Raw genomic sequence first — 22,112 nt, forward strand, 5'->3', positions numbered from 1 at the left:
GCAACAAAGCTGCCTGGAGTAAAATAATTCTTAAACAATAATAGCCATGCCTGCGGCGCTCGCCTGATGGGCATATCGCGAAATTGACATTGAGTGGTATCAATGCCATCATTATTTACAATTTAATAATTTTTTTACTCAGGGCTGCCCGTGTTCCAACTGCTACGAAAAATCAAGCACCAGCTTTCCCAGCCGCCGCTGTCCGACATGGCCAAGGCCGAGCTGGAGGTCGACAAGCGCGGCCTGCCGGCCCGCGATCCCGGCCCCGAAGCCGTCATCGCCGCCTGCACCGAATGGCTGTGCACGGCGCAGGACAACTCGGCCTCGAAGGACGGCGGCGTGGCGCGCGACTTCAGCCTGCAGAAGGGCTGGGCCACCTCCTATCCGGAGACCACCGGCTACATCATTCCGACCATGATCACGATGGCGAACCGCAACGGCGACGCCGGCCTGCACGCGCGCGCGCGCCGGATGCTGGACTGGTGCGTGGACATTCAGTTCCCGGAAGGCGGCTTCATGGGCGGCAAGATCGACGCCACCCCGCGCGTGCCGGTGACCTTCAATACCGGCCAGATCCTGATCGGCCTGGCCGCCGGCGCCGCCGAATACAAGGACGAGCGCTACCTGGACTCGATGCGCCGCGCCGCCGCCTGGCTGCGCGACAGCCTCGACGAAGACGGCTGCTGGCGCAAGTTCCCGACCCCGTTCGCCAAGCCGGGCGAGAAGGCCTACGAGACCCATGTGTCGTGGGGCCTGTTCGAAGCCGAGCGCGTGGCGCCAGGCAATGGCTACGGCGAGGCCGGCCTGCGCCAGGTCGACTGGGCGATCGGCAAGCAGCAGCCGAACGGCTGGTTCGCCTCCAACTGCCTGACCGACGCCGACAACCCGCTGACCCACACCATCGGCTACGTGCTGCGCGGCGTGCTGGAAGGCCACCTGCTGTCCGGCCGCGCCGACCTGCTGCAGGCGGCCGAGCGTACCGGCAAGAGCCTGGTCGAAGCGATCGGCGCCGACGGCTACCTGGCCGGCCGCCTGGACCGCAACTTCCGCGGCGCCGTGAACTACGTCTGCCTGACCGGCTCGGTGCAGATCGCGCACTGCCTGTTCCTGCTGCACCGCCTGACCGGCGAGCGCCGCTACCTGGAGGCCGGCCGCAAGCTGACCGCCTTCGTGCGCCGCACCGTGCGCTTCGAAGGCCATGAAGGCATGGTCGGCGGCATCAAGGGTTCCTTCCCGGTGAACGGCGACTATGGCCAGTGGGAATACCTGAACTGGGCCGCCAAGTTCTGCATCGACGCCAACCTGCTGGAAATCGAGCTCGCCGGCAATGCTTAAACCCCTCAAGCGCACCGTCAAGGCGGCCCTGGAAGCGCTGCGCCGCCGCCGCAGCGAGCGCCAGCTCCGCCAATCCGGCAGCCACGTGACGCGCGCCGACCTGGCCCGCGACCTGGCGCGCCTCGGCATCCGGCCGGGCGACACCGTGTTCCTGCATTCGTCCCTGAAAAGCCTCGGCTATGTGGAAGGCGGCGCCTCGAGCGTGGTCAAGGCGCTGCAGGACGCGGTCGGCGCGGAAGGCACGCTGCTGGTGCCGACCTATTATCTGCCGGCCGGCACCGTCAAGGCGACCTGCGAGATGGAAGGCTATGTGTTCGATCCGCGCAGCCACGGCACCAATATGGGCCGGCTGCCGGAAACCTTCCTGCGCGAGGCGGCCACCCACCGCAGCGTGCACCCGACTCATTCGGTGTCGGCCTGGGGCAGGCACGCGCAGTACCTGACCGAAGCCCATCACCGCGCGCCCTCGATCTTCGGCGAAGGCTCGCCGTGGCAGCGCTTCGTCGGCCTCGACGGCGCCAAGGTGCTGGGGCTGGGCATTTCGATGGGGCCGGTGACCTTCTACCACGTGGTGGAAGACGCCATGGGCGAACGCTTCCCGGAACCGATCTGGGAGGAGCGCACCTACCAGTTGCCGTGCCTGGACAAGGAGGGCAAGCACTGGGACGTGCCGGTGCGTCCGTTCGCGCCGGCGGTGGCGGCGCGCCGCATCGACTACGCCGCGCGCGAAGACCTGCGCGCGTATTTCCGCGAGGAGTTCGAGCGCGCCGGCCTGCGCGTGAACGGCAAGGTGGGCGAGGGCGATTCCTGGTTCATCCCGGCCCGCGCCTTCTTCGACCATCTGGAAAAGATGGCGGGGCAGGGCATCACCATTTATTCAACTGCCGAACAGCTGGCCGCCCGGCCTCGGTAACGCTGAACAAAACCGCGCGCGTCAGTCCTGGCGCGCGTGTTCCTTCACCACTTCATCCAGCAAGGTCGCGAACTGGCTGCTGCGCGAACGGCGCGAATAGAATTCGCTGGCGTTTTCCGGCGGCAGCGGCGCCTCGCCGCTGCGCACCAGGCCGACGAAGCGCATCACGCCAGCCTTGATGTCGTCCTTGTCGTCCAGCCGCACGATGGTGTCCAGCCCGGCGCCGCGCATGGTGGCGGCGGTGTCGCCGGCCGGATCGGTCAGCGCCAGGATCGGGCGGCGCGCGCGCATATATTCGTACAGCTTGGCCGGGATCTGCGAATTGCAGTGCGCCGCCTGCATCACCAGCAGGCCGTCGGCGTCCAGCATCTCGGCCAGCGCCGCGCGATACGGAATCGGCGGTTCCAGCACCACCAGGCCGTGCAGGCCGTGCTGGTCGATCAGGTCGCCCAGCAGGTCCTCATGGATCGAGGCACGCAGCACCACGCGCAGGGTGTCGGGGCCGATCAGGCCCTCGCGGCGCAGTTCGCCCAGTGCCGCCAGCATCGCGCTCGGATCGCGTTCGGTCGGATAGATGATGCCGCTGTGGAGCAGCACCAGCGGACCGTCGCCCTTCGGCTTCGGTACGTAGCTGGCGGTGGCGCGCACGAAGTCGTCTTCGTCGTAGCCGTTCTCGATCAGGCCGAAGCGCGAAGGCGGCACCTCCGGATAGCGCGCGCGGTACATCGCCAGCGCTCCCGGCGTGGTGAACACCATGCGCGTGCAGTTGTGCACCGTGAGCTTTTCCACCCAGCGGTAGGCGCGCCACACCAGGCGGTTGGGGGGCGTGTGCTCCTCGGTCATCGGATCGCGCATGTCGGCGATCCACGGCAGGCCGGTGAAGCGCTTGAGCGTGTAGCCGATCAGGTGCGCGGTCGGGATCGGATAGGTCGACCAGATCAGGCGCGGGCGGTGTTCGCGGATCAGTTTGAGGCCGGCCGGCACGGCGCCGAACAACCAGGTGATCCAGCGGTCCGGCAGCGCCATGCCGCGCAGGTAGCGGCCGCGGATCGCCAGGTGACGTCCGGAATCGAGCGCGAAGGCGCGCCGCACGACCAGGTCGCCCGGCACGTCGTTCATCTGGTCGTCGCTCGAGGCCACGTACGCGCGCGGGTGAGCGGACAGCACCAGCGGCTTCCATCCCAGCTGGGGCAGGTGCTGGGCGAACTTCAGCGTGCGCTGGATGCCGCTGCTGCCGCGTTGCGGCGGGAAGTGGAAGGCCACCAGCAGCACGCCCGGCCGGGCGGCAAGCGGCGCCGCCGGTGCTTCATCGAAGGCCGCGCTCTGCGGCACATCGGTCTGCACGGACGGCTCGTGGATTTCCGTCAAAGTGGAATTGCTCCTGTTTTGCATCTGCGGCTTTCTTGTACGGCGGTGAAGACAAATGAAACCTAGCTGGCCAGCCAGCGCAGCAGGCGCAACATATAAAAAAAGGTACTCGTGTCCCACGGCCGTGAACGCGGCAGAGTGAACACATTATCCGCTTCCGTGGCCGGACCCGGCGCCGTCGAGAACGCGGCCGCGAAACCGGCATCGCGCACCATCGCGACGTGCCGTTCGTCGAAGTCGAGGCTGGGCTTGCCGTTCGGGTAGGCGAAATGGCGCACCGGCCGGCCCAGGATGGCTTCCAGCGCCGCCTTGCTGCCGGCGATCTCGGCCATCGCGTCGGCGTCCGGCAGGCTGGTCAGGATCGGGTGCGACACCGTGTGCGCGCCGATCTCGACGTTCGATGCCTGCAGCGTGCGCACCATCTCCGCGCTCAGCATCAGCGGACGGCCGGCGGGACGGGCGAGCGCTTCCAGTTCCTCGACCAGCGCCATGCGCTCGGCGGGCGGCAGGTACTTGGCGCGCGTGGTCAGCTGGCGCACCGCGCTGCAGCGCGCCTCCATGCTGTCGAGCGGATGCCGGCCGGCGCCGATGGCGCGCAGGTCCAGCTCCTGGCCGACAGCGGCGCGGACGGCGTCGACGATGCGGTCGTTCCACATGTTCTCGTCGCTGTCCACGTAGCCGCTGCTGACGAACACGGTGGCCGGCAGGTTGAACTCGCGCAGCACCGGCAGCGCCAGGTCGTGCACCGAGCGGTAGCCGTCGTCGAAGGTGATGCAGACCGCGCGCGCCGGCAGGCGGCCCTGCTGCAGCGCGGTTAGCGCCTCGTCCAGCGGCAGCACCTTGAAGCAGTCCGCCAGCATCTTCATGTGCTTGCGGAAGGTCCGGACGTCGGGCTCGTTCTCGAGCAGCGGGTCGGAGACTTCCAGGATCCGGTGGTAGTTCACGATGCACAGGCGCGCCTTGCGTGCTGGCCACAGGGCGTAACTGTCGCCGATGGCGCGCATCAGCACCGGGATCGGCGCAGCGGAACGCTGGTAGGTGCTCATGCCCGGCTCCCTGGCCGGAAGATCGCTAAAGAAAGTCTCACGCGGCGTAATCTACAATGATTTTCTGGAAGAGGTCGATCTGGCCGCGGGTGGTGAAGTCCCAGCTGAATCCCTCGGCATAGCGGCGGGTGGCCGCCCGGTCCGGATTGCGTGCGCGCAGCTGCTGCACCGCTTCCAGCACGCCCTCGCTGCTGTAGTGCGGCATCAGCATGCCGGCGGCCGGCGCCGCCACCACTTCCGGCGATCCGCCGACGGCGCTCGCCACCACCGGCGTGCCGCAGGCCATCGACTCGAGCAGCACATTGGCCCAGCCTTCACGGCTGGACGCCAGCACCATCAGGTCGGCCGCATTGAAATACTGTTTCAGTTCGGGCTGCGGCACCGCGCCCAGGAAGCGCACGCGGTCGGCCACGCCAAGCCTTTGCGCCAGCGCTTCCAGCTTGCCGCGGTCCGGGCCGTGTCCGGCAATCAACAGAACCACGTCGGGCAAGCCCGGCAGCGCTCCGATGATCAGGTGGTGCCCCTTCAGCTCGATCAGGTGGCCGACCGAGATCAGGGTGTACTGCGTCAGGCCGAGCGTGGCGCGGATCGCCTCGCGGTCGAGCGGGCGGAAGGTGTCCAGGTTGACGCCGTTGCGCAGCGGCGTGATCGCGGCCGGACGCACGCCCAGCTGCACCAGGCTGTCCTTCAGCGCCTGGCTGACGGTGATGATGCCCCTGGCCTGGCTGGCGGCCCACTGGATCATGCGCCGCGGCAGCGGAAACTGCGGAAACAGGTTGACGTCCGAGCCGCGCGCCGTGATCACCACCGGCTTGTTGAAGTAGCGGCCCAGCATGGCGGCGGCCACGCCGTCCGGATAAAAATAATGGGCGTCAATGGCGTCGAAGTCGTAGCCCTCGTCGATGATGCGGCCGATCTCGCCCTTCGCGCCCTGCATCAGCAGCATCGGTGCGACATTCATGCCCACCTTCGGCAGGGTGACGTAGCGCGGGTGGCGGATGTCCAGGCCGTGGCGCTCCTCGCGCGCGGGCACCGCCGGATACCTGGCGTACTGGCCGAAACGCGGATGACGCGAGGGGAACCAGGGCACCGGCGCCACCACCCGCGACGCGACCTGGCCGCTGGCCACCAGGTTGCGCAGCCGGGTCTCCACGAAGATGCCGTGGTTGGGCTGCTGCTGGTTCGGGAACAGGGTGCTGAAGGTCAGTAGCTTCATGGAGCGGTACGGGGAACGGTGCCGCCGGTGCGGACGAAATGTCTTACGATAATAAAATTGAAATTAGCATTAAGCAAGGTCGCACGAAACATTAAATGCGGCCTGACTACAATGTGATGTAACGGCGCAGCCGCGGTCCCAGCTGGTTGGCCACGCTCAGCGGCAGCTTGCTCCAGGCTTTTTCGATCAGCGGCCGCAGGCTGCCGGCGCGGGACAGGCCCGATTCGGCGACTGGCAACTCGGCGCCGGCCTTCCACTCCTGCCAGGCGAGCGGATGCGGCAGCGCGCCCCACTGCTCCTTGAATTTATAGGTGCCTTCGCCGAAGGTCGAGCGGCCGAAGTCGAATTCGCGGATACCCAGCGTGCACAGGTGGGACTGGATCGCCCAGTACAGCAGCATATTGGGCGCCAGGCGGTTGTAGTCGGCCAGGGTCGAGGCCCAGGGAATCACCGCCTTGCCTGCGCACAGCAGGACCCAGCCGGCGCCGACCACCTTGCCTTCATGGCGCACCAGCATGACGAACATGCCGTCGGCGCCGTAGTGCCGATGGATGGCCTTGAACCAGTCCAGGCTGTGGGCCGGGCTGCCGAGCCGGCGCATGTTCTGCGCATACACGTCGTAAAAAGCCTGCACGGCCGCGGCCGAGGTCGACATTTCGGCGCCCAGGCCGTTCTTTTCCGCCTTGCGGATCTGGCTGCGCAGCTTGGGCGGATAGGATTTCATCAGCGCTTCCGCACTGTCCGGCAGCTGCAGCACCATGCGCACCTTGCGTCCCTCCAGGCCGCTGCCATCGCCGGGGCCGGCGGAGCAGCGCAGCTCGAGCGAGTTCAGTTGACGGACGCCGAGTTCGCGCCGCGCATGCGCCGCCAGCGCCGCCGTCACCTGCGCATCCTCGCCCAGCGGACCGCCGAGGTCGCAGAAGGGCTGCGATACCCAGCGCGGCTTGCCGAAGGGACGGGCAATCGTGCACAGCGGCAGCACGCCCGCCAGGCGGCCGCCGCGGCGCGCCGCCAATACCTGGCTGCGGTAGCCGTAAGCCTCGCTGACCGCGCGGCACCAGGCGGACAGCTGGTAGGCGCTGGCCGCCGGATGGCTGCGCACCCAGGCGTCCAGCACCGTCGTCTCGGCCGCGCTTGCATCTATATAAGTGAATTCCAGTTCGTTCAAAGCCAGGCTCCGCATCTGCATCGGGGTACAGAAGGTCTGTTAACTAAAATGCATGAATGCCTCCGCATTGTAAGTGATGCGCAGCCGGGCTCGCCAACAATCGTGCGCAATCGAACGCGCCTGGCTCGTCGCCAGCCAGCCGCTGTAGAAATATTGATATCAATAAATAAACTGTTGTCTTAGCATTCCGTATCGATGCAGAGCCCTGCTTTTTGCGTGTCTTGTATTGACGCTCGCGCAAACTCTGTTCCAAGATTTGGAACCCATCATGAATATCCTGACCCGCAACCGCCTTGCTCAACAGTACGCGCACGATAGCGCGACATTAAATCTTGTTTTTTTTTGAAGATGCTAAAATTGCATTTAGGCTATGGATGAGTTGGCAACCGGCAACCCCATCCTGTTGTTTTTTAAGAGTAATGTAAGTCGTTTGTTGAGTGCCATATATTTCCGTGCTATATTAAAAGTTAATATAATGGCAAAAATCAATACTTGATCGGGACGTGATATGAAAGCGGATGAAGTCGTCGCAGTAGTAGGCTTGGGCTATGTTGGTTTGCCGTTGGCTGTCGAATTCGGCAAGAAAGCGAAAACCATCGGTTTCGACTTGTCGGCAAGTAAGGTTGAAAACTACAAGAAGTTCGTCGATCCCACCGGAGAGGTCTCGACCGAGCAGCTGAAAGCAGCGCAATATCTGGAAGTCACCACCGACCCATCGCTGCTGTCCCAGGCCGACTACATCGTGGTCGCCGTCCCGACCCCCGTCGACATCGCCCATAACCCCGACTTCACCCCGCTGGCGGGCGCCAGCAAGACCGTCGGCAAGCACATGAAGCGCGGCGCGATCGTCGTGTTCGAGTCCACCGTCTACCCCGGCGCCACCGAGGAAGTCTGCATCCCGATCATGGAAAAAGAGTCGGGCATGAAGTGGCAGCAGGACTTCCACGTCGGCTTCTCGCCGGAGCGCATCAACCCGGGCGACAAGGAACATACCCTCACCACCATCCTGAAAGTCGTGTCCGGCGACGACGACGAGACCCTGGACCGCGTCGCCAGGCTGTATGAATCGGTGGTGACGGCCGGCGTGTACCGCGCCTCCAGCATCAAGGTGGCCGAAGCCGCCAAGGTCATCGAGAACACCCAGCGCGACCTGAACATCGCCCTGATGAACGAACTGGCGATCATCTTCGACAAGGTCGGCATCGACACCCTCGAAGTCCTGAAAGCCGCCGGTACCAAGTGGAACTTCCTGCCCTTCCGTCCGGGCCTGGTGGGCGGCCACTGCATCGGCGTCGATCCGTATTACCTGACCCACAAGGCCGAGATGGTCGGCTACCACCCGCAGGTGATCCTGGCCGGCCGCCGCATCAACGACGGCATGGCGAAATTCGTGGCCGAAAAGACCGTCAAGTCGATGATCTCGTCCGGCTTCCACGTGAAGGGTTCGAAGGTCAACGTGATCGGCCTGACCTTCAAGGAGAACTGCCCGGACCTGCGCAACTCGAAGGTCGCCGACATCGTCCACGAACTCGAATCCTACGGCTGCGACGTGCACGTCTACGATCCTGTCGCCGAAGCCGAGGAAGCCCGGCACGAATACGGCATCAAGCTGGAACGCTGGGAAGACCTGCCGAAGGCGGACGCCCTGGTGGTGGCCGTCCCGCACAAGGAAGTGCTGGCCCGCTCGCTGCTCGACTTCCAGTCCAAGCTGAACGACAACGGCTGCTTCATCGACGTCAAATCGCAGTTCGACCCGAAAGCGATCAGTGAAGCCGGCTACTGCGTCTGGCGCCTGTAATACTGCCCAATACGGCCGTCCGCCTGCGCGGGCGGCCGCGCAATCCCTAAAGTGTCTGCAAACGTGAACAAGATTCAAGATGTCCAACAGCAGTTGCGCCAGCACAGCTACCACTGGCTGGTCACCGGCGCTGCTGGCTTCATCGGCTCGAACCTGGTCGAAGCCCTGCTCAAGTTGAACCAGCGCGTCACCGCTCTCGACAACTTCGCCACCGGCCACCAGCGCAACCTCGACCAGGTCCGCGAGCTGGTGGGGGAGGCCGCCTGGGCCAACTTCCGCTTCCTGCAGGCCGATATCCGCTCGCCCGAGGATTGCGCACGTGCCTGCGAGGGCGTCGACTTCGTCCTGCACCAGGCCGCACTCGGATCGGTGCCGCGGTCGATCGCGAATCCGCAGCTGACCAACGAGACCAATATCACCGGTTTCCTGAACATGCTGGTGGCGGCGCGCGACGCGAAAGTCAAACGCTTCGTCTACGCCGCGTCCAGCTCGACCTACGGCGACCATCCGGGCCTGCCGAAGATCGAGGACCGGATCGGCAAGCCGCTGTCGCCGTATGCCGTGACCAAGTACGTCAACGAGCTGTACGCCGACGTGTTCGGCCGCACCTACGGCATGGAATCGATCGGCCTGCGTTATTTCAACGTGTTCGGCCCGCGCCAGGATCCGAACGGCGCCTATGCCGCCGTGATCCCGAAGTGGGTGGCGGCCCTGATCCGCAACGAGGAACTGCGCATCAACGGCGACGGCGAGACCAGCCGCGACTTCTGCTACATCGACAACGTGGTGCAGGCCAACCTGCTGGCGGCAACGTCCGGTAGCGAGGCCGCCAACCAGGTGTACAACGTGGCGCTGAACGACCGTACCTCGCTGAACCAGCTGCACGCGATGATGTGCGAGCTGCTGGCGCCGCGTTTCCCGCATGTGGCCGCGCACCGGCCGGTGTATGTCGATTTCCGCGCGGGCGACGTGCGCCATTCCCAGGCCGACATCGGCAAGGCCGGCGCGATGCTGGGCTATGCGCCCACCCACCGCATCGGCGAAGGGCTGAAGGAAGCCATGGACTGGTACGTGCGCAACCTGTCTCAATAAGCACTGCAGTATGTAATCAAGAAGAATACCGGAGGGTAGCGTGCTTAAGATTTCGAATCACTACGTATCGAAGATCGTCTTCGTCTTGCTGTTCGTCGAGGTGCTGGTGCTCCTCGGCGCGGCCTATGTCGGTGCGGCGGTGCGCTTCATTGAACTGGGCCAGCCGGTCAGTCTTCCCAACATCCAGAACCTCGATCATTTCTTCACCTCGGCCATCGCCTTCACCGCCGCCATCATCTTCAGCATGAGCGCGATGGGCATGTACCAGCTCGACTTCAACGAAGGCCTGCGCAATCCCTTCTTCATGAAGCTGATGCCGTCCTTCCTGATGGGCTTCCTGATCCTGACCCTGGTGTTCTACGTCGCTCCCGACCTGTATTTCGGACGCGGCATCCTGGCGCTGGTGTTCGCGATCGCCGCCGCCGGCATCTTCATTGCGCGGATGATCTTCTTCAAGAGCTCGGAGCTGCGCTTCCTCGAGACCCGCATCCTGTTCCTGGGCAGCGGCCCGCTGGCCAAGGAATGCAGCGACCTGGCCCTGCAGAGCACCAGCTACCATCGCTACAACATCACCGGCTTCATCCCCTCGCCCAACGAGGAATTGTGCGTGCCCTCGGCCAGCCTGCTGAACGGACGCGAAGGCGATACCCTGGTGTCGTTGGCGCGCCAGTACAACGTCGAGGAGGTCGTGGTGTCGGTGCAGAACCGCCGTGGCGGCTTTCCGATCAAGGAACTGCTCGAGTGCAAACTGGCCGGCCTGAAGGTCACCGACGCCGCCACCTTCTTCGAACGCGAGACCTGCCAGATCCGGGTCGACTCGCTGCAGCCTTCGTGGCTGGTGTTCGGCGGCGGCTTCGACCAGAGCTTCGTGCGCACCTTCATGAAGCGCAGCTTCGACATCGTGTGCAGCGTGATCATCCTGGTGCTGACCCTGCCGCTGATGCTGCTGGCCGCGCTGGCCGTCAAGCTCGAAGACCGCGGTCCGGTGTTCTACTCGCAGGAGCGGGTCGGCAAGGACGGCAACACCTTCTTCGTGCATAAATTCCGCAGCATGCGCACCGACGCCGAAAAAAGCGGCAAGCCGCAGTGGGCGCAGCAGAATGATCCGCGCATCACCCGCATCGGCAACTTCATGCGCAAGACCCGCATCGACGAGCTGCCGCAGATCCTCAACGTGTTCAAGGGCGAGATGTCGTTCGTCGGCCCGCGCCCGGAGCGTCCCTATTTCGTCGAACAGCTGATCGAGGTGGTCCCGTATTACAATGTGCGCCACAGCGTCAAGCCGGGCATCACGGGCTGGGCCCAGGTGCGCTACGGCTACGGTTCTTCCGCCGAGGACGCGCTGCAGAAACTGCAGTACGACCTGTACTACGTGAAGAACAACAGCCTGTTCCTCGACGTCCTGATCCTGATCGATACCCTGAAGGTCGTTCTGTTCCGCAGCGGACGCTGACCCGGTTCTGCGGTCAGCGCTGCGGTTTCCATTCCACTGTTGCGACGGTGTACCGTGACCAATATTGCCGCCTATAGTTATGCACTGGCCGCAGCAGGCTACCTGCTGCTGTGCCTGCCGGTGCTGTCGGGATGGCGCGGACGCGCGCAGCGCGGCACCCTGTCCGCCGCCTGCCTGCTGACCGCGCTGTGGGCCGCCGTGCTGGCCCTCGACGCCACCCATGACCGGCTCTGGACCGCGCTCACCGCCTCGCTCGAGGTGCTGCGCGACGGCGCCTGGTCGGTGTTCCTGGTGGCCCTGCTGGGCCACTGGCGCAGCGGGGGCGAACCGCCGTCATGGCTGCCGATCAGGCTGCCCTTCGATGTACGGCCCTCGCTGTTCGTGGCCGCCTGCGCCTATGTCCTGCTGCTGGGGGCGCTACTGGCCGGGCACTTCAGCTTCGAACTGCTGAGCGCACTCGGCGCGATGCCGGTGGTGACCGCCTTCGCCTGCCTGGCCGTGTACGGCATGCTGCTGGTCGAACAGGTGTACCGCAACAAGACCATCGAGGAACGCTGGGCGATCAAGTTCGCCTGCCTGGGCATCGGCGGCATGTTCGCCTACGACTTCTACCTGTACACCAACATGATGCTGTTCCGCGAACTGAATCCGGAACTGTGGAACGCGCGCGGCGTGATCAATGCGCTGACGGTGCCGCTGGTGGCGGCGTCGATGGCGCGCAGCAAATCCTGGAGCACCTCCTTCGTGGTCTCGCGCCGCGTGATGTTCCATTCGGCCGCGCTGTTCGGCTCCGCGGTCTACCTGCTGGCGATGGGATCGGCCGGCTATTACCTGCGCTTCTTCGGCGGCCGCTGGGGCACGGTGATGCAGGCCGGCTTCCTGTTCGGCGCGGTCAGCCTGCTGCTGGTGATCCTGTTCTCCGGCACCTTCCGCTCCTGGCTGAAGGTCTCGATCAGCAAGCACTTCTTCAGCTATAACTACGACTACCGCGAGGAGTGGATGCGCTTCACGCGCACCCTGTCCGAACGCGGCCCGAACCTGGGCGACCGCGCGATCCAGGCGATGGCGGCGCTGGTCGAGAGCCCGGGCGGCACCCTGTGGCAGCGCAACGAAGCCGGCCGCTACGAGCCGCGCGCCAGCTGGCACGGCCCGGAAGGCGGCGTGACGGAGCCGGGCAATTCGCCGTTCTGCCGCTTCCTGGAGAGCTCGCAGTGGGTGGTCGACCTCGACGAATTCGTGGCCCGTCCCGACAAGTACGAAGGCCTGGCGGTGCCCGACTGGCTGCTGGAGTATCCGCGCCGCTGGCTGGTGGTGCCACTGATCCTGCACGAGAAGCTGTTCGGCTTCGTGGTGCTGCAGCGCGCCCGCAGTCCGCTCAAGCTGAACTGGGAAATCACCGACCTGCTGGAGATCGCCGGCAGCCAGGCCGCCGGCCACCTGGCCCAGGAAGACGCCGCCAACGCGCTGATGGTGGCGCGCCAGTTCGAATCCTTCAACCGCATGTCGACCTTCGTCGTGCACGACCTGAAGAACCTGGTGGCCCAGCTGTCGCTGATGAACGCGAACGCGGAAAAGCACAAGGACAACCCGGAATTCCAGCGCGACATGCTGGAAACCCTGAACCACTCGGTGCAGAAGATGAAGCTGCTGCTGCAGAAGCTTTCCCGCACCGAGAACGCCGACAAGAAGCTGCCGCTGGCGGTCGAGCAGGTGGTGCGCCAGGCGGTGGCGCTGAAGAGCGCCTTCGAGCCGCGCCCGCAGCTGGTGGTCGAGGTGCCGGGCCTGCAGGTGGTGGCGGACCGCGAACGCCTCGAGCGCGTGGTCGGCCACCTGATCCAGAACGCGATCGAGGCCACGCCGCGCGACGGCCATGTGATGATCCGCCTGGGCCGCCGCGATACGGACGGGCAGCTCGATGCAGTCGAGATCGAGATCACCGACACCGGCGAAGGCATGAGCGAAGAGTTCATCCGCGAGCGCCTGTTCAAGCCCTTCGACTCGACCAAGTCGGCCGGCATGGGCATCGGCGTGTTCGAAAGCCGCGAATACATCACCGAGCTGGGAGGGCAGCTGGAAGTCAGCAGCCAGCCCACGCTCGGCACCACGTTCAAGGTCGTGCTGCCGCTGTACCGCGAGACGGCCGCAGCCATGCCCGCCTGAGCGATTCCCGAGAGAGGATACCGTGACCCAAACCAAACCCAAACTCCTGATCATCGAAGACGATCCCGGCCTGCAGAAGCAGCTGCGCTGGAGCCTGGACGCCTATGAGGTCGTGGTCGCCGGCGACCGCGAGGCGGCGCTGGCCCAGATCCGCCGCCACGAACCGGCGGTCGTCACCATGGACCTGGGCCTGCCGCCCGATCCGGACGGTTCCACCGAAGGCCTGGCCACGCTCCAGCAGATCCTGGCGCTGGCGCCGGACACCCGCGTGATCGTCCTGACCGGCAACCAGGACCACAACAACGCCGTCAAGGCGATCGGCATGGGCGCCTACGACTTCCACCAGAAGCCGGTCGACCCGGAAGTGCTGAACCTGGTCATCCAGCGCGCCTTCTTCCTGCACAACCTGCAGCAGGAAAACCACCGCATGCAGCAGTCGCAGGCCGATTCGCCGCTGGCCGGCGTGATCTCGCGCGACCCCGGCATGCTGAAGGTCTGCCGCACCATCGAGAAGGTGGCGCCGACCTCGGCATCGGTGATGCTGCTGGGCGAATCCGGCACCGGCAAGGAAGTGCTGGCGCGCGCCATCCACGCGCTGTCGCCGCGCTCGAAAGAGCGCTTCATGGCGATCAACTGCGCGGCGATTCCGGAAAACCTGCTCGAGAGCGAGCTGTTCGGCTACGAGAAGGGCGCCTTCACCGGCGCCGCCAAGCAGACCAAGGGCAAGGTCGAACTGGCCCATGGCGGCACCTTCTTCCTCGACGAGGTCGGCGACCTGCCGATGCCGCTGCAGGCCAAGCTGCTGCGCTTCCTGCAGGAGCGCGTGATCGAGCGCATCGGCGGCCACGAGGAGATCCCGGTCGACGTGCGCATCGTCTGCGCGACCCACCAGAAGCTGAAAGACCTGTGCGTGCAGGGGCGCTTCCGCGAAGACCTGTATTACCGCCTCTCCGAGATCGTGGTGAACATCCCGCCGATGCGCCAGCGCGAAGGCGACGCCGCCCTGCTGGCCCACCATTTCAAGAACAAGTTCTGCGCCCAGGAATCGCGCGCCTCGCTGCACTTCGCGCCCGACGCCATCGCCGCGATCGAGGGTTATGCCTGGCCGGGCAATGTGCGCGAGATGGAAAACTGCATCAAGCGCGCGGTCATCATGGCCGACGGGAATACCATCGTCGCCGACGACCTCGGCCTGCCCGACCTGGAAGCCGAGGAAGCGCCGCTGAACCTGCGCCAGGTGCGCGACGAGGCCGAGTACAAGGCCATCGTCAGGGCGCTGGCGCGGGTCGACGGGAATATCGTGAAGGCGTCGGAGATGCTGGGCGTCAGCCGCCCGACCCTGTACGACCTGATGGGCCGGCACGGCATCAAGACCACCGCCTGACCGGTCGCGGGATCTCTACCAGGACCGCAGCCAGCCGGCGGTCCAGCCGACCACCTGGTCGTGCCATTCGCGCCGCGAGCAGGTGTGGTCGGCGCCGTCCAGCGTGTGCCGGGTGACGGCGGGACCGTCCAGCAGGCGCTGCCAGTCGCGCGAGCCGGATGCCAGTCCGGCGAATTCCTGGGCGGTCAGGTCGGCGCCGCTCAGCATCACCAGCGTCTTTCCTTCGAAGCCCTGCAGGGCCGCGTACATGCGCTCGGGAAGGGCGGCATCCTGCGCGTCATCCTGCGCCGCGGTCTTGCCGCCGCCGAAGGCCGAGCGCACCGAGGCCGCGAACGAGCGCGCCGCCTGGCCGGCCTCGAAATTGCCGCTGGCGATCTTCTTCCACAGCCCCGGATCCAGCAGCCTGGCGCGGTAATAATGCTTCAGCGTGGCCTTGGCCGCGCCCTGTTCGGTGCGCACCCAGGGGTTCAGCAGGGCCAGCCCGGCCACCCGTGGGTCGCCGGGCGCATACATCGCGGCGGCCGAGGCGCCGTCGCACAGGCCCCACAGCACCACGTCGCGCATGCCCGGCACCTGGGCGAAAAAGCAGTCGAGGGCCGCGCGCAGGTCGTCCCGGACCCGTTCGAAATCGCGGGCTTCTCCCTCGCTGTCGCCCATGCCGCGGTAGTCGAAGCGCAGCACCGGGAAGCCGGCCTGCGCCAGGCTGCGCGCCAGCAGCGTGAACTGGCGGTGGCTGCCGGTGCGCACCTGCGGACCGCCGACCACGATCAGCACGCCGCGCGGCGCCTTCGCCTGCGTCATGTGCGCCGGCAGCGACAGCACGCCGTACAGCCAGGCGCCGGCGCAGGGAAAGGACAGGGCGCGTTCTTCAGCCTGCATGCGCGGCCTCCGGGTACAGCCGGCTCGTGGCGTCGAGCAGGGCGGGACATTCGGCGATCTCCGGCGTGGCCCAGAATTGCTCGCCATGCACCAGGTGCACGCCGAAGTCGATGCGCTGGGCCTGCCAGATGGCGGTGACGCGGCTGGAAGCCGGCGGCAGCGGACGCCCGGCCGCCGGACTTACCTCGAACCAGTCGATGCGGCAGCCGCGCGGCGCCAGCACCGAAGCGTCGAGGGGATCGATGGCGGCGGCCAGTTGCGGCGCCAGCTCGTAGCCGGCGATCTCGACCGGCCGGCCCTGTTCGAGCGCCACACGCAGCGCCTTGGTGCCGCCATTGGCGGCGCCCTCCTGTACCATGTCGGCGGCAATCCGCAGGCGCAGGAACTGGTTCATGACCGCGGCGCCATTCGCCATCGGCTGCCACAGCAGCAGGCGGTGCGGCACCTCGCGGGCGCCGGCGGCATAGTCGAGCGCGAGCAGGGCGCCCAGGCGCAGGCCCCATAGCCCGGCCGGACGGCCCAGGCGCTGCTGCAGCCAGGCGCGCGCCGCCTCGGCGTCGGCCTTCCAGCCTTCCCAGCGGGCTTCGCCGAATTCGCCGCTGCTGTCGCCGCAGCCGTGCAGGTCGATCTGCAGCACGCCGACGCCGCGCGCGGCCAGGGCGCGCGCCTGCAGCGCCGCCATGCGGCGGCTCTTGTTCATTTCTTCGGCAAAGGGGTGCAGGTAGACCAGCGCGTCGCGGCACTCGCCCTGCGGCGGATGGAACAGGCAATAGCGGGTCCCGTCCCGCACGGGCAGGAAAAAGCTTTCCGCGGGCGCGTGTGCCGGCGTCATGCCTCAGGCGGCCTTCTGTTCCACGAAGGCGGCCAGGCTGCCCAGCGTCGCGAAGGTGCTGGCGCTGATGTCGTCGTCGTCGACGGCGATGCCGAAATGGTCCTCGAGCGCGCCGATCAGCGAGACCACGGCCATCGAGTCGAGCTCGGGCAGGCTGCCCAGCAGCGGGGTGTCGGCCGACAGCGGAGTAGCCGGGTCGAGGCCGAGCACGTCGGTGAGGATGGTTTTGACTTCGTCGAGATACTTCATGATCCTTGTTCGTCCGTTGGTGCGCCGGCGGCGCGGCGTTGCCGCGCTTCGCGCAGCGCGTGCAGGTGGCGCAGCGCAGGCCAGCGATAATGGTTGACATGGTACATAGTGCGTACCTCTTCCGTCCAGCGCGTATGCCATTCCATTACGCGGCCGTAGAACTCGAGGCGGGCGAAGCGGCCGCCCGCGAACAGCGAGCGCATCGCTTCCTCGCGCATCAGCAGCGCCGGCGACAGGCTGGCCGGCACGGTTTCGTCGTAGGCGGTCTTCAGCACGACGATGCTGTCGCGGTCCTCGACGCACAGGTCCATCGCCACCAGGTTCTCGCCGAAATGATAGCGGTAGACGCTGGCGGCGTCCTGCCGCGCCATCGCTTCGAGCATGGCGCGGTAGTAGCGGCCCTGGGCGTCGCCGGCGCGCACCGCGGTGCCGGCGCCGGCCTTCCAGCCGCTGCCTTCCAGGCGGGCGTAATCCTCGACCGCCTGCGCCATCGCGGCGGGATCGCGGGCGATCTCGAGCCGGGTCGCGATGCCGTCGCGTTCGAGCCGGTTGCGTTGCTTCTTGAGGTTGGCGCGCAGGTTCTTGCCGCGCGCCTCCCAGTAGGCGTCGAAGCCGCCCGCCAGCGTCACCCGCGCGGTGTCGATGTAGTCGAGGGTGCGGACGGCCGGTCCTTCGGGCGGGCGCGGCATGATCATCGGGTCCATCTGGGTCAGCGCGCACACCAGCGGAAAGCCGGGCAGGGCGCCGAACAGGCTGCGCACCAGTGCGCCGGCGTCGAGGCCGGGCAGCTGCAGCCACAGGCCGACCGGGGCCTGGGCCGGTTGGAAAGTGGCCCAGGCGCCGCGTCGGGTCGGGGCCAGCACCGCCATCGCGACCGTGCGTCCGTTCTCGCGGCCTTGCGCCAGCAGCTCGGCGCCGCTCGCGAAGGCGTCCAGCAGGGGCGCCACGAAAGCCGGCGCCAGCAGGGCCGGGGCGCCGGCGGCGGCGTGCAGGGAAGTCCAGTCCGCGGCGGCTTCCCGGAAGCGGGCGGCGGGAACGATGGTCCATTTCATGTGCATACCTCGCGCCTGACGGTGGCGATCAGCCAGCTGAATTCGTCCTCGCGCAGCTCCTGGTGGCAGGGCAGGCCCAGCACCTGGCGCGACAGCCGGGCGGAGTTCGGGCAGGTGGCGTCGTCGACGCCGTCCCACAGCGGATAGCCGAAGCGGGTCAGCGGCACGCCGGCGGCGAGCAGGCGCTGCGCCAGGCCGTCCGCATCGTCGGCCAGCAGCGGGAACAGCCAGGGGCAGACGCCGTCCGGCAGGCGCGGATGCAGGGGCCGCACGCCGGGCAGGCCGAACAGGGCTTCGAGCAGCCGCAGGTAGTTGCGCCGCCGCCGCGCCGCCACCCGGCTGCTGGAGGACAGCGCCAGCACCAGGCGCGAGGCGAGCGAAGCGCGCTTGTCGATCCAGTCCGGGTCGAAGCCGTAGCCGCTGTCGGAGGAGGCGGGCGCCAGCGCGGCCGGCGGGCTGCCCGCATGCCTGCCGCGCTTGAGCGCATTCCACGCCAGGTCCTTGGCGCGCAGCGGCAGCCACAGCGCGGCGTGCAGGGGGCGCAGGCGGCCGAAGGCGAAGCCGCGCTCGAAGGTGTTGAAGGCGGCTTTCAGTTCGAAGCCGGCGCCGGCCGGGCGCAGCCTGGCGCCGGCCAGCGGGTGGCGTGCCGAGACCAGCGCGCCGCCCTCGTAGAGCGGCAGGAATTTCATGATGCTGGCGGCCGCGTAATCGCCCCAGGCGCCCAGCGGGCGGCCTTCGTGCTCGCCGATGAAGGCGTGCGCGCAATCCTCCAGCAGCGCCACCCCGTGCTCGTCGCACAGCGCGCGCAGGGCCGCCAGCGGCTGCGGAAAGCCGAAGAAGTGGGTGGCCACCACCACCCGCGCGCGCGGCGCCGCGCGCAGCAGGGCGGCGATGTGTTCGAGGTCGGCGCCGGCGTCGGGCCCGATGCGGTAGAAGGCCGGCGCCGCGCCGCGCCACAGCACCGGCGGCACCATTGAGGCGCTGTGGTAGGCCGGCAGCAGTACGGTGTCGCCGGCGCCCACGCCGAGTTCGCGCAGCGCCAGCGCGATCGCCACCCGTCCGCTGGTCACCAGGCGCGCCTCGCCGGCGTCGAGCACGGTGGCGGCGCGTCCGCCGGCACTCCGGTAGAACGAGGCCAGCGACAGTACCGGTGCGAGCGGAATGGCGGGACGGGAAGGAGGCGGGGCGACGAGCATGACCCAGTATAAACTGCCGCGTAAAAATTGGGCGAACTGGTAAGATGGCGGGCTGCGGCGGACCGCCGCGTTTCTCCTGTTTGCCATGGCCGATCTGATCCACGACTTTATCTTCGATGCCGCCCGCCGCACGCCCGCCGCCGAGGCGCTGGTCGACGGCAGCCGCCGCCTCGACTACGCCGCCCTGGCCGAGGCCGTCGAACAGGCCGCCGGCGCGCTGCTGGAAGCGGGCGTGGCGCGCCGCGAGCGGGTCGCGGTCTACCTCGACAAGCGCGTCGAGAACGTGGCCGCGATGTTCGGCGCGGCGCTGGCCGGCGCGGTGTTCGTGCCGGTCAATCCCCAGCTCAAGGCCGCGCAGGTGGCGCACATCCTGGCCGACTGCAACGTGCGCGTGCTGCTGACGTCGCCGGAGCGCCTGGCCCAGCTGAAGGATGTGCTGGCCGATTGCCCCGACCTGCGCACCGTGTTCGTCACCGGCGCGCCGGGCGCACTTTCCACAGGCGCGGCGGCGCTGCGCGAATGGAGCGCGGCGCAGACCCGTCCGGACCCGCGGCAGCTGGCGGCGCGGCGCGCGATCGACGCCGACATGGCGGCCATCCTCTATACCTCGGGCAGCACCGGCAAGCCGAAGGGCGTGGTGCTGTCGCACCGGAACATGGTGGCCGGCGCGCGCAGCGTCACCGCCTACCTGGAGATCACGCCGCGCGACCGCATCCTGTCGGTGCTGCCGCTCAGCTTCGACTATGGCCTGAGCCAGCTGACCTGCGCCTTCCTGGCCGGCGCCACCGCGGTGCTGATGAACTATCTGTTCCCGAAGGATATCGTGAAGGCGGTCGTCGACGAGCGCATCACCGGCCTGGCGGCGGTGCCGCCGCTGTGGCTGCAGCTCGGCGCGCTGGACTGGCCGGCCGGCTGCACGCTGCGCTATCTGACCAATTCGGGCGGCGCGATGCCGCAGCGCGCGGTGCAGGCCCTGCGCCGGGCGCTGCCGGACGCCGAGCTGTTCCTGATGTACGGCCTGACCGAAGCCTTCCGTTCGACCTACCTGCCGCCGGCCGAACTGGAACGCCGCCCCGATTCGATCGGGCGCGCGATCCCGAACGCCGAGGTGATGGTGGTGCGCCCCGACGGCACGCCGTGCGAAGCGGACGAGCCGGGCGAGCTGGTGCACCGCGGTGCGCTGGTGGCGCTGGGCTACTGGAACGATCCGGTCAAGACCGCCGAACGCTTCCGCCCGGCCCCGGGCCAGCCCGCCGGCCTGCCGCTGGCCGAGATGGCGGTGTGGTCCGGCGACACCGTGCGCATGGATCGCGACGGCTACCTGTACTTCATCGGCCGCAGCGACGACATGATCAAGGTCTCCGGCTACCGGGTCAGCCCGACCGAGGTCGAGGAAGTCGTCTACGCGACCGGCTTGGTGCGCGAGGCGGTGGCTTTCGGCGTGCCGCATCCGGTGCTGGGCCAGGGCATCGTGCTGCTGGCGCTGCCCCAGCAGGACGGCCTGGAGCCGGCCGAACTGCTGCGCCAGTGCCAGCGCCGCCTGCCGGCCTGGATGATGCCGGCCCATGTGGTGCTGAGCGGGCAGGCCTTCCCGCGCAACCCGAACGGCAAGATCGACCGCCCGGGCCTGCGCACCCCTTACCTGAACCTGTTCGAGAATCCCGCATGAGCGCCGCCCGTCCCGTCCACGCCCCCCAAACCCTGTTCCCGGTTGCCGACGGCTGCCTGCTGGTCGGCGGCATTCCGCTGCCGCGCCTGGCCCAGCGTGTCGGCGCGACCCCGTTCTACGCCTACGACCGCGCCCTGCTGGATGCGCGCGTGGCCCATGTGCGCGCCCACCTGCCGCCGGAGATTGCCCTGCATTTCTCGATGAAGGCGAACCCGATGCCGGCCTTGGTCCAGCACATGGCGGGCCTGGTCGACGGCATCGACGTGGCGTCCGCCGGCGAGTTGAAGGTGGCGCTCGACACCGGCATGGCGCCGGAACACCTCAGCTTCGCCGGTCCCGGCAAGCGCGACGCCGAGCTGCTGCAGGCGGTGGCCGCCGGCGCCTGCGTGCACGCCGAGTCGGAGCGCGAAGTACGGGCCCTGGCCCGCATCCAGGCGCAGACCGGCATCGCGCCGCGCCTGGTCCTGCGCATCAATCCGGACTTCGAGCTGAAGGGCTCGGGCATGCGCATGGGCGGCGGCGCCAAGCAGTTCGGCATCGATGCCGAGGACGCGCCGCGGGTGCTGGCGCTGGCCGCGGAACTGGAACTCGAGGTGCTCGGTTTCCACATCTTCAGCGGTTCGCAGAGCCTGAAGGCCGAGGCGATCGTCCAGGCCCAGGCCCAGACCATCGAGCTGGCGCTGCGCCTGGCCGAGGCCAGTCCGCATCCGGTGCGGATCCTGAACCTGGGCGGCGGCTTCGGCATCCCGTATTTTCCGGGCGAGCAGGCGCTCGACCTGGCGCCGATCGGCGAGGCGCTGGCGGCCGCGCTGCCGCGCTTGCGCGCCGCCCTGCCGCAGGCGCAGCTGTCGATCGAGCTGGGACGCTACCTGGTCGGCGAGGCCGGGGTCTACGTGACCCGGGTGATCGACCGCAAGGTCTCGCGCGGCCAGGTCTTCCTGGTCACCGACGGCGGCCTGCACCACCACCTGGCGGCCTCCGGCAACTTCGGCCAGGTGATCCGCAAGAACTACCCGGTCGCGATCGGCAACCGCATGGCGGACGGCGAACGCGAAACGCTGTCGGTGGTGGGGCCGCTGTGCACCCCGCTCGACTTGCTGGCCGACCAGATGGAGCTGCCGGCCGCGGACGTCGGCGACCTGGTGGTCGTGTTCCAGTCCGGCGCCTACGGCCGTTCGGCCAGCCCGCAGGGCTTCCTCAGCCACCCGGAAGTGGTGGAAGTTCTCGTCTGAACAGGCGTTCCGGTCGGCGCCGGAACGCCGTATGCAGTTAGGGCGAGAAAGCAACAGTTCTGCCCTGTAT

The 22,112-nt window shown here is 67.5% G+C and carries 18 protein-coding genes; 9 read left to right on the plus strand and 9 right to left on the minus strand.

The features are described 5' to 3' along the window. The first annotated feature begins 150 nt into the window (after window positions 1-150). A complete protein-coding gene (locus AB4Z32_RS16275) occupies window positions 151-1,335 on the plus strand; it encodes a hypothetical protein (protein ID WP_442122898.1) in 1,185 nt (394 codons plus the stop codon). Then, a complete protein-coding gene (locus AB4Z32_RS16280; RefSeq protein WP_442122899.1) occupies window positions 1,328-2,248 on the plus strand; it encodes an AAC(3) family N-acetyltransferase in 921 nt (306 codons plus the stop codon). The genes AB4Z32_RS16275 and AB4Z32_RS16280 overlap by 8 nt, the downstream gene beginning before the upstream one ends. Before the next feature lie 21 nt (window positions 2,249-2,269). On the opposite strand, the gene AB4Z32_RS16285 is transcribed toward AB4Z32_RS16280, so the two are convergent. The 4 genes from AB4Z32_RS16285 to AB4Z32_RS16300 all read right to left on the minus strand — a co-directional run bounded on the left by AB4Z32_RS16285 (window position 2,270) and on the right by AB4Z32_RS16300 (window position 7,046). Next, window positions 2,270-3,592 carry a glycosyltransferase gene (locus AB4Z32_RS16285; protein ID WP_442122900.1) on the minus strand — a complete coding sequence of 441 codons (1,323 nt, stop codon included), beginning with the start codon at window positions 3,590-3,592 and terminating at the stop codon, window positions 2,270-2,272. Between the two features lie 86 nt (window positions 3,593-3,678). Then, a complete protein-coding gene (locus AB4Z32_RS16290) occupies window positions 3,679-4,662 on the minus strand; it encodes a polysaccharide deacetylase family protein (protein ID WP_442122901.1) in 984 nt (327 codons plus the stop codon). A 37-nt stretch (window positions 4,663-4,699) separates the two neighbouring features. Further along, a complete protein-coding gene (locus AB4Z32_RS16295) occupies window positions 4,700-5,878 on the minus strand; it encodes a glycosyltransferase family 4 protein (protein ID WP_442122902.1) in 1,179 nt (392 codons plus the stop codon). Between the two features lie 106 nt (window positions 5,879-5,984). Continuing rightward, window positions 5,985-7,046, minus strand: a complete 1,062-nt coding sequence (locus AB4Z32_RS16300; protein WP_442122903.1) for a GNAT family N-acetyltransferase — start codon at window positions 7,044-7,046, stop codon at window positions 5,985-5,987. A gap of 508 nt (window positions 7,047-7,554) precedes the next feature. Between AB4Z32_RS16300 and AB4Z32_RS16305 the strand changes: the two genes are divergently transcribed. The 5 genes from AB4Z32_RS16305 to prsR all read left to right on the plus strand — a co-directional run bounded on the left by AB4Z32_RS16305 (window position 7,555) and on the right by prsR (window position 14,933). Continuing rightward, window positions 7,555-8,844: a nucleotide sugar dehydrogenase gene (locus AB4Z32_RS16305; protein WP_442122904.1), complete on the plus strand. Its 1,290-nt coding sequence runs from the start codon at window positions 7,555-7,557 to the stop codon at window positions 8,842-8,844. 63 nt (window positions 8,845-8,907) lie between these two features. After that, window positions 8,908-9,936, plus strand: a complete 1,029-nt coding sequence (locus AB4Z32_RS16310; RefSeq protein WP_442122905.1) for an SDR family oxidoreductase — start codon at window positions 8,908-8,910, stop codon at window positions 9,934-9,936. 40 nt (window positions 9,937-9,976) lie between these two features. After that, window positions 9,977-11,389, plus strand: coding sequence for a TIGR03013 family XrtA/PEP-CTERM system glycosyltransferase (locus AB4Z32_RS16315; RefSeq protein WP_442122906.1), 1,413 nt, complete (start codon window positions 9,977-9,979; stop codon window positions 11,387-11,389). Between the two features lie 54 nt (window positions 11,390-11,443). Continuing rightward, window positions 11,444-13,549: an XrtA/PEP-CTERM system histidine kinase PrsK gene (gene prsK / locus AB4Z32_RS16320; RefSeq protein ID WP_442122907.1), complete on the plus strand. Its 2,106-nt coding sequence runs from the start codon at window positions 11,444-11,446 to the stop codon at window positions 13,547-13,549. A 22-nt stretch (window positions 13,550-13,571) separates the two neighbouring features. After that, the gene (gene prsR, locus AB4Z32_RS16325; protein ID WP_442122908.1) at window positions 13,572-14,933 is read left to right on the plus strand and encodes a PEP-CTERM-box response regulator transcription factor; all 1,362 of its coding nucleotides are present in this window, start codon (window positions 13,572-13,574) and stop codon (window positions 14,931-14,933) included. 15 nt (window positions 14,934-14,948) lie between these two features. Here prsR and AB4Z32_RS16330 read toward each other — a convergent pair whose 3' ends face one another. From AB4Z32_RS16330 to AB4Z32_RS16350, 5 genes are read right to left on the minus strand one after another with little or no spacing between them, the layout of a single operon-like run. After that, window positions 14,949-15,812: a hydrolase 1, exosortase A system-associated gene (locus AB4Z32_RS16330; protein WP_442122909.1), complete on the minus strand. Its 864-nt coding sequence runs from the start codon at window positions 15,810-15,812 to the stop codon at window positions 14,949-14,951. Further along, window positions 15,802-16,644, minus strand: coding sequence for a hydrolase 2, exosortase A system-associated (locus AB4Z32_RS16335; protein ID WP_442122910.1), 843 nt, complete (start codon window positions 16,642-16,644; stop codon window positions 15,802-15,804). The genes AB4Z32_RS16330 and AB4Z32_RS16335 overlap by 11 nt, the downstream gene beginning before the upstream one ends. Window positions 16,645-16,647: 3 nt before the next feature. Further along, complete coding sequence (locus AB4Z32_RS16340; RefSeq protein WP_442122911.1) at window positions 16,648-16,893, minus strand: acyl carrier protein; 246 nt, start codon at window positions 16,891-16,893, stop codon at window positions 16,648-16,650. Further along, window positions 16,890-17,945 (minus strand): GNAT family N-acetyltransferase, encoded by a 1,056-nt coding sequence (locus AB4Z32_RS16345; protein ID WP_442122912.1) that lies wholly within the window; start codon window positions 17,943-17,945, stop codon window positions 16,890-16,892. Before AB4Z32_RS16345 ends, AB4Z32_RS16340 begins: the two co-directional genes overlap by 4 nt. Beyond that, window positions 17,942-19,141 (minus strand): aminotransferase class I/II-fold pyridoxal phosphate-dependent enzyme, encoded by a 1,200-nt coding sequence (locus tag AB4Z32_RS16350; protein WP_442122913.1) that lies wholly within the window; start codon window positions 19,139-19,141, stop codon window positions 17,942-17,944. Before AB4Z32_RS16350 ends, AB4Z32_RS16345 begins: the two co-directional genes overlap by 4 nt. A gap of 85 nt (window positions 19,142-19,226) precedes the next feature. On the opposite strand from AB4Z32_RS16350, the gene AB4Z32_RS16355 reads away from it, so the two are divergent. After that, window positions 19,227-20,810, plus strand: a complete 1,584-nt coding sequence (locus AB4Z32_RS16355; RefSeq protein WP_442122914.1) for an acyl-CoA ligase (AMP-forming), exosortase A system-associated — start codon at window positions 19,227-19,229, stop codon at window positions 20,808-20,810. Next, window positions 20,807-22,042, plus strand: coding sequence for a pyridoxal-dependent decarboxylase, exosortase A system-associated (locus AB4Z32_RS16360; protein ID WP_442122915.1), 1,236 nt, complete (start codon window positions 20,807-20,809; stop codon window positions 22,040-22,042). The genes AB4Z32_RS16355 and AB4Z32_RS16360 overlap by 4 nt, the downstream gene beginning before the upstream one ends. Window positions 22,043-22,112: the final 70 nt, after the last annotated feature.

Source organism: Massilia sp. 2TAF26, assembly GCF_052115005.1.
In the GTDB taxonomy this organism is placed as follows: domain Bacteria; phylum Pseudomonadota; class Gammaproteobacteria; order Burkholderiales; family Burkholderiaceae_D; genus Telluria.

Excerpts from the sequence above, each read along its gene's own strand:
- AB4Z32_RS16290 (WP_442122901.1), bottom strand. The coding sequence starts at position 4,662 with ATGAGCACCTACCAGCGTTCCGCTGCGCCGATCCCGGTGCTGATGCGC.
- AB4Z32_RS16305 (WP_442122904.1), top strand. The coding sequence starts at position 7,555 with ATGAAAGCGGATGAAGTCGTCGCAGTAGTAGGCTTGGGCTATGTTGGT.
- AB4Z32_RS16350 (WP_442122913.1), bottom strand. The coding sequence starts at position 19,141 with ATGCTCGTCGCCCCGCCTCCTTCCCGTCCCGCCATTCCGCTCGCACCG.
- AB4Z32_RS16280 (WP_442122899.1), top strand. The coding sequence starts at position 1,328 with ATGCTTAAACCCCTCAAGCGCACCGTCAAGGCGGCCCTGGAAGCGCTG.
- AB4Z32_RS16330 (WP_442122909.1), bottom strand. The coding sequence starts at position 15,812 with ATGCAGGCTGAAGAACGCGCCCTGTCCTTTCCCTGCGCCGGCGCCTGG.
- AB4Z32_RS16295 (WP_442122902.1), bottom strand. The coding sequence starts at position 5,878 with ATGAAGCTACTGACCTTCAGCACCCTGTTCCCGAACCAGCAGCAGCCC.
- AB4Z32_RS16360 (WP_442122915.1), top strand. The coding sequence starts at position 20,807 with ATGAGCGCCGCCCGTCCCGTCCACGCCCCCCAAACCCTGTTCCCGGTT.
- AB4Z32_RS16335 (WP_442122910.1), bottom strand. The coding sequence starts at position 16,644 with ATGACGCCGGCACACGCGCCCGCGGAAAGCTTTTTCCTGCCCGTGCGG.
- AB4Z32_RS16355 (WP_442122914.1), top strand. The coding sequence starts at position 19,227 with ATGGCCGATCTGATCCACGACTTTATCTTCGATGCCGCCCGCCGCACG.
- AB4Z32_RS16340 (WP_442122911.1), bottom strand. The coding sequence starts at position 16,893 with ATGAAGTATCTCGACGAAGTCAAAACCATCCTCACCGACGTGCTCGGC.
- AB4Z32_RS16345 (WP_442122912.1), bottom strand. The coding sequence starts at position 17,945 with ATGAAATGGACCATCGTTCCCGCCGCCCGCTTCCGGGAAGCCGCCGCG.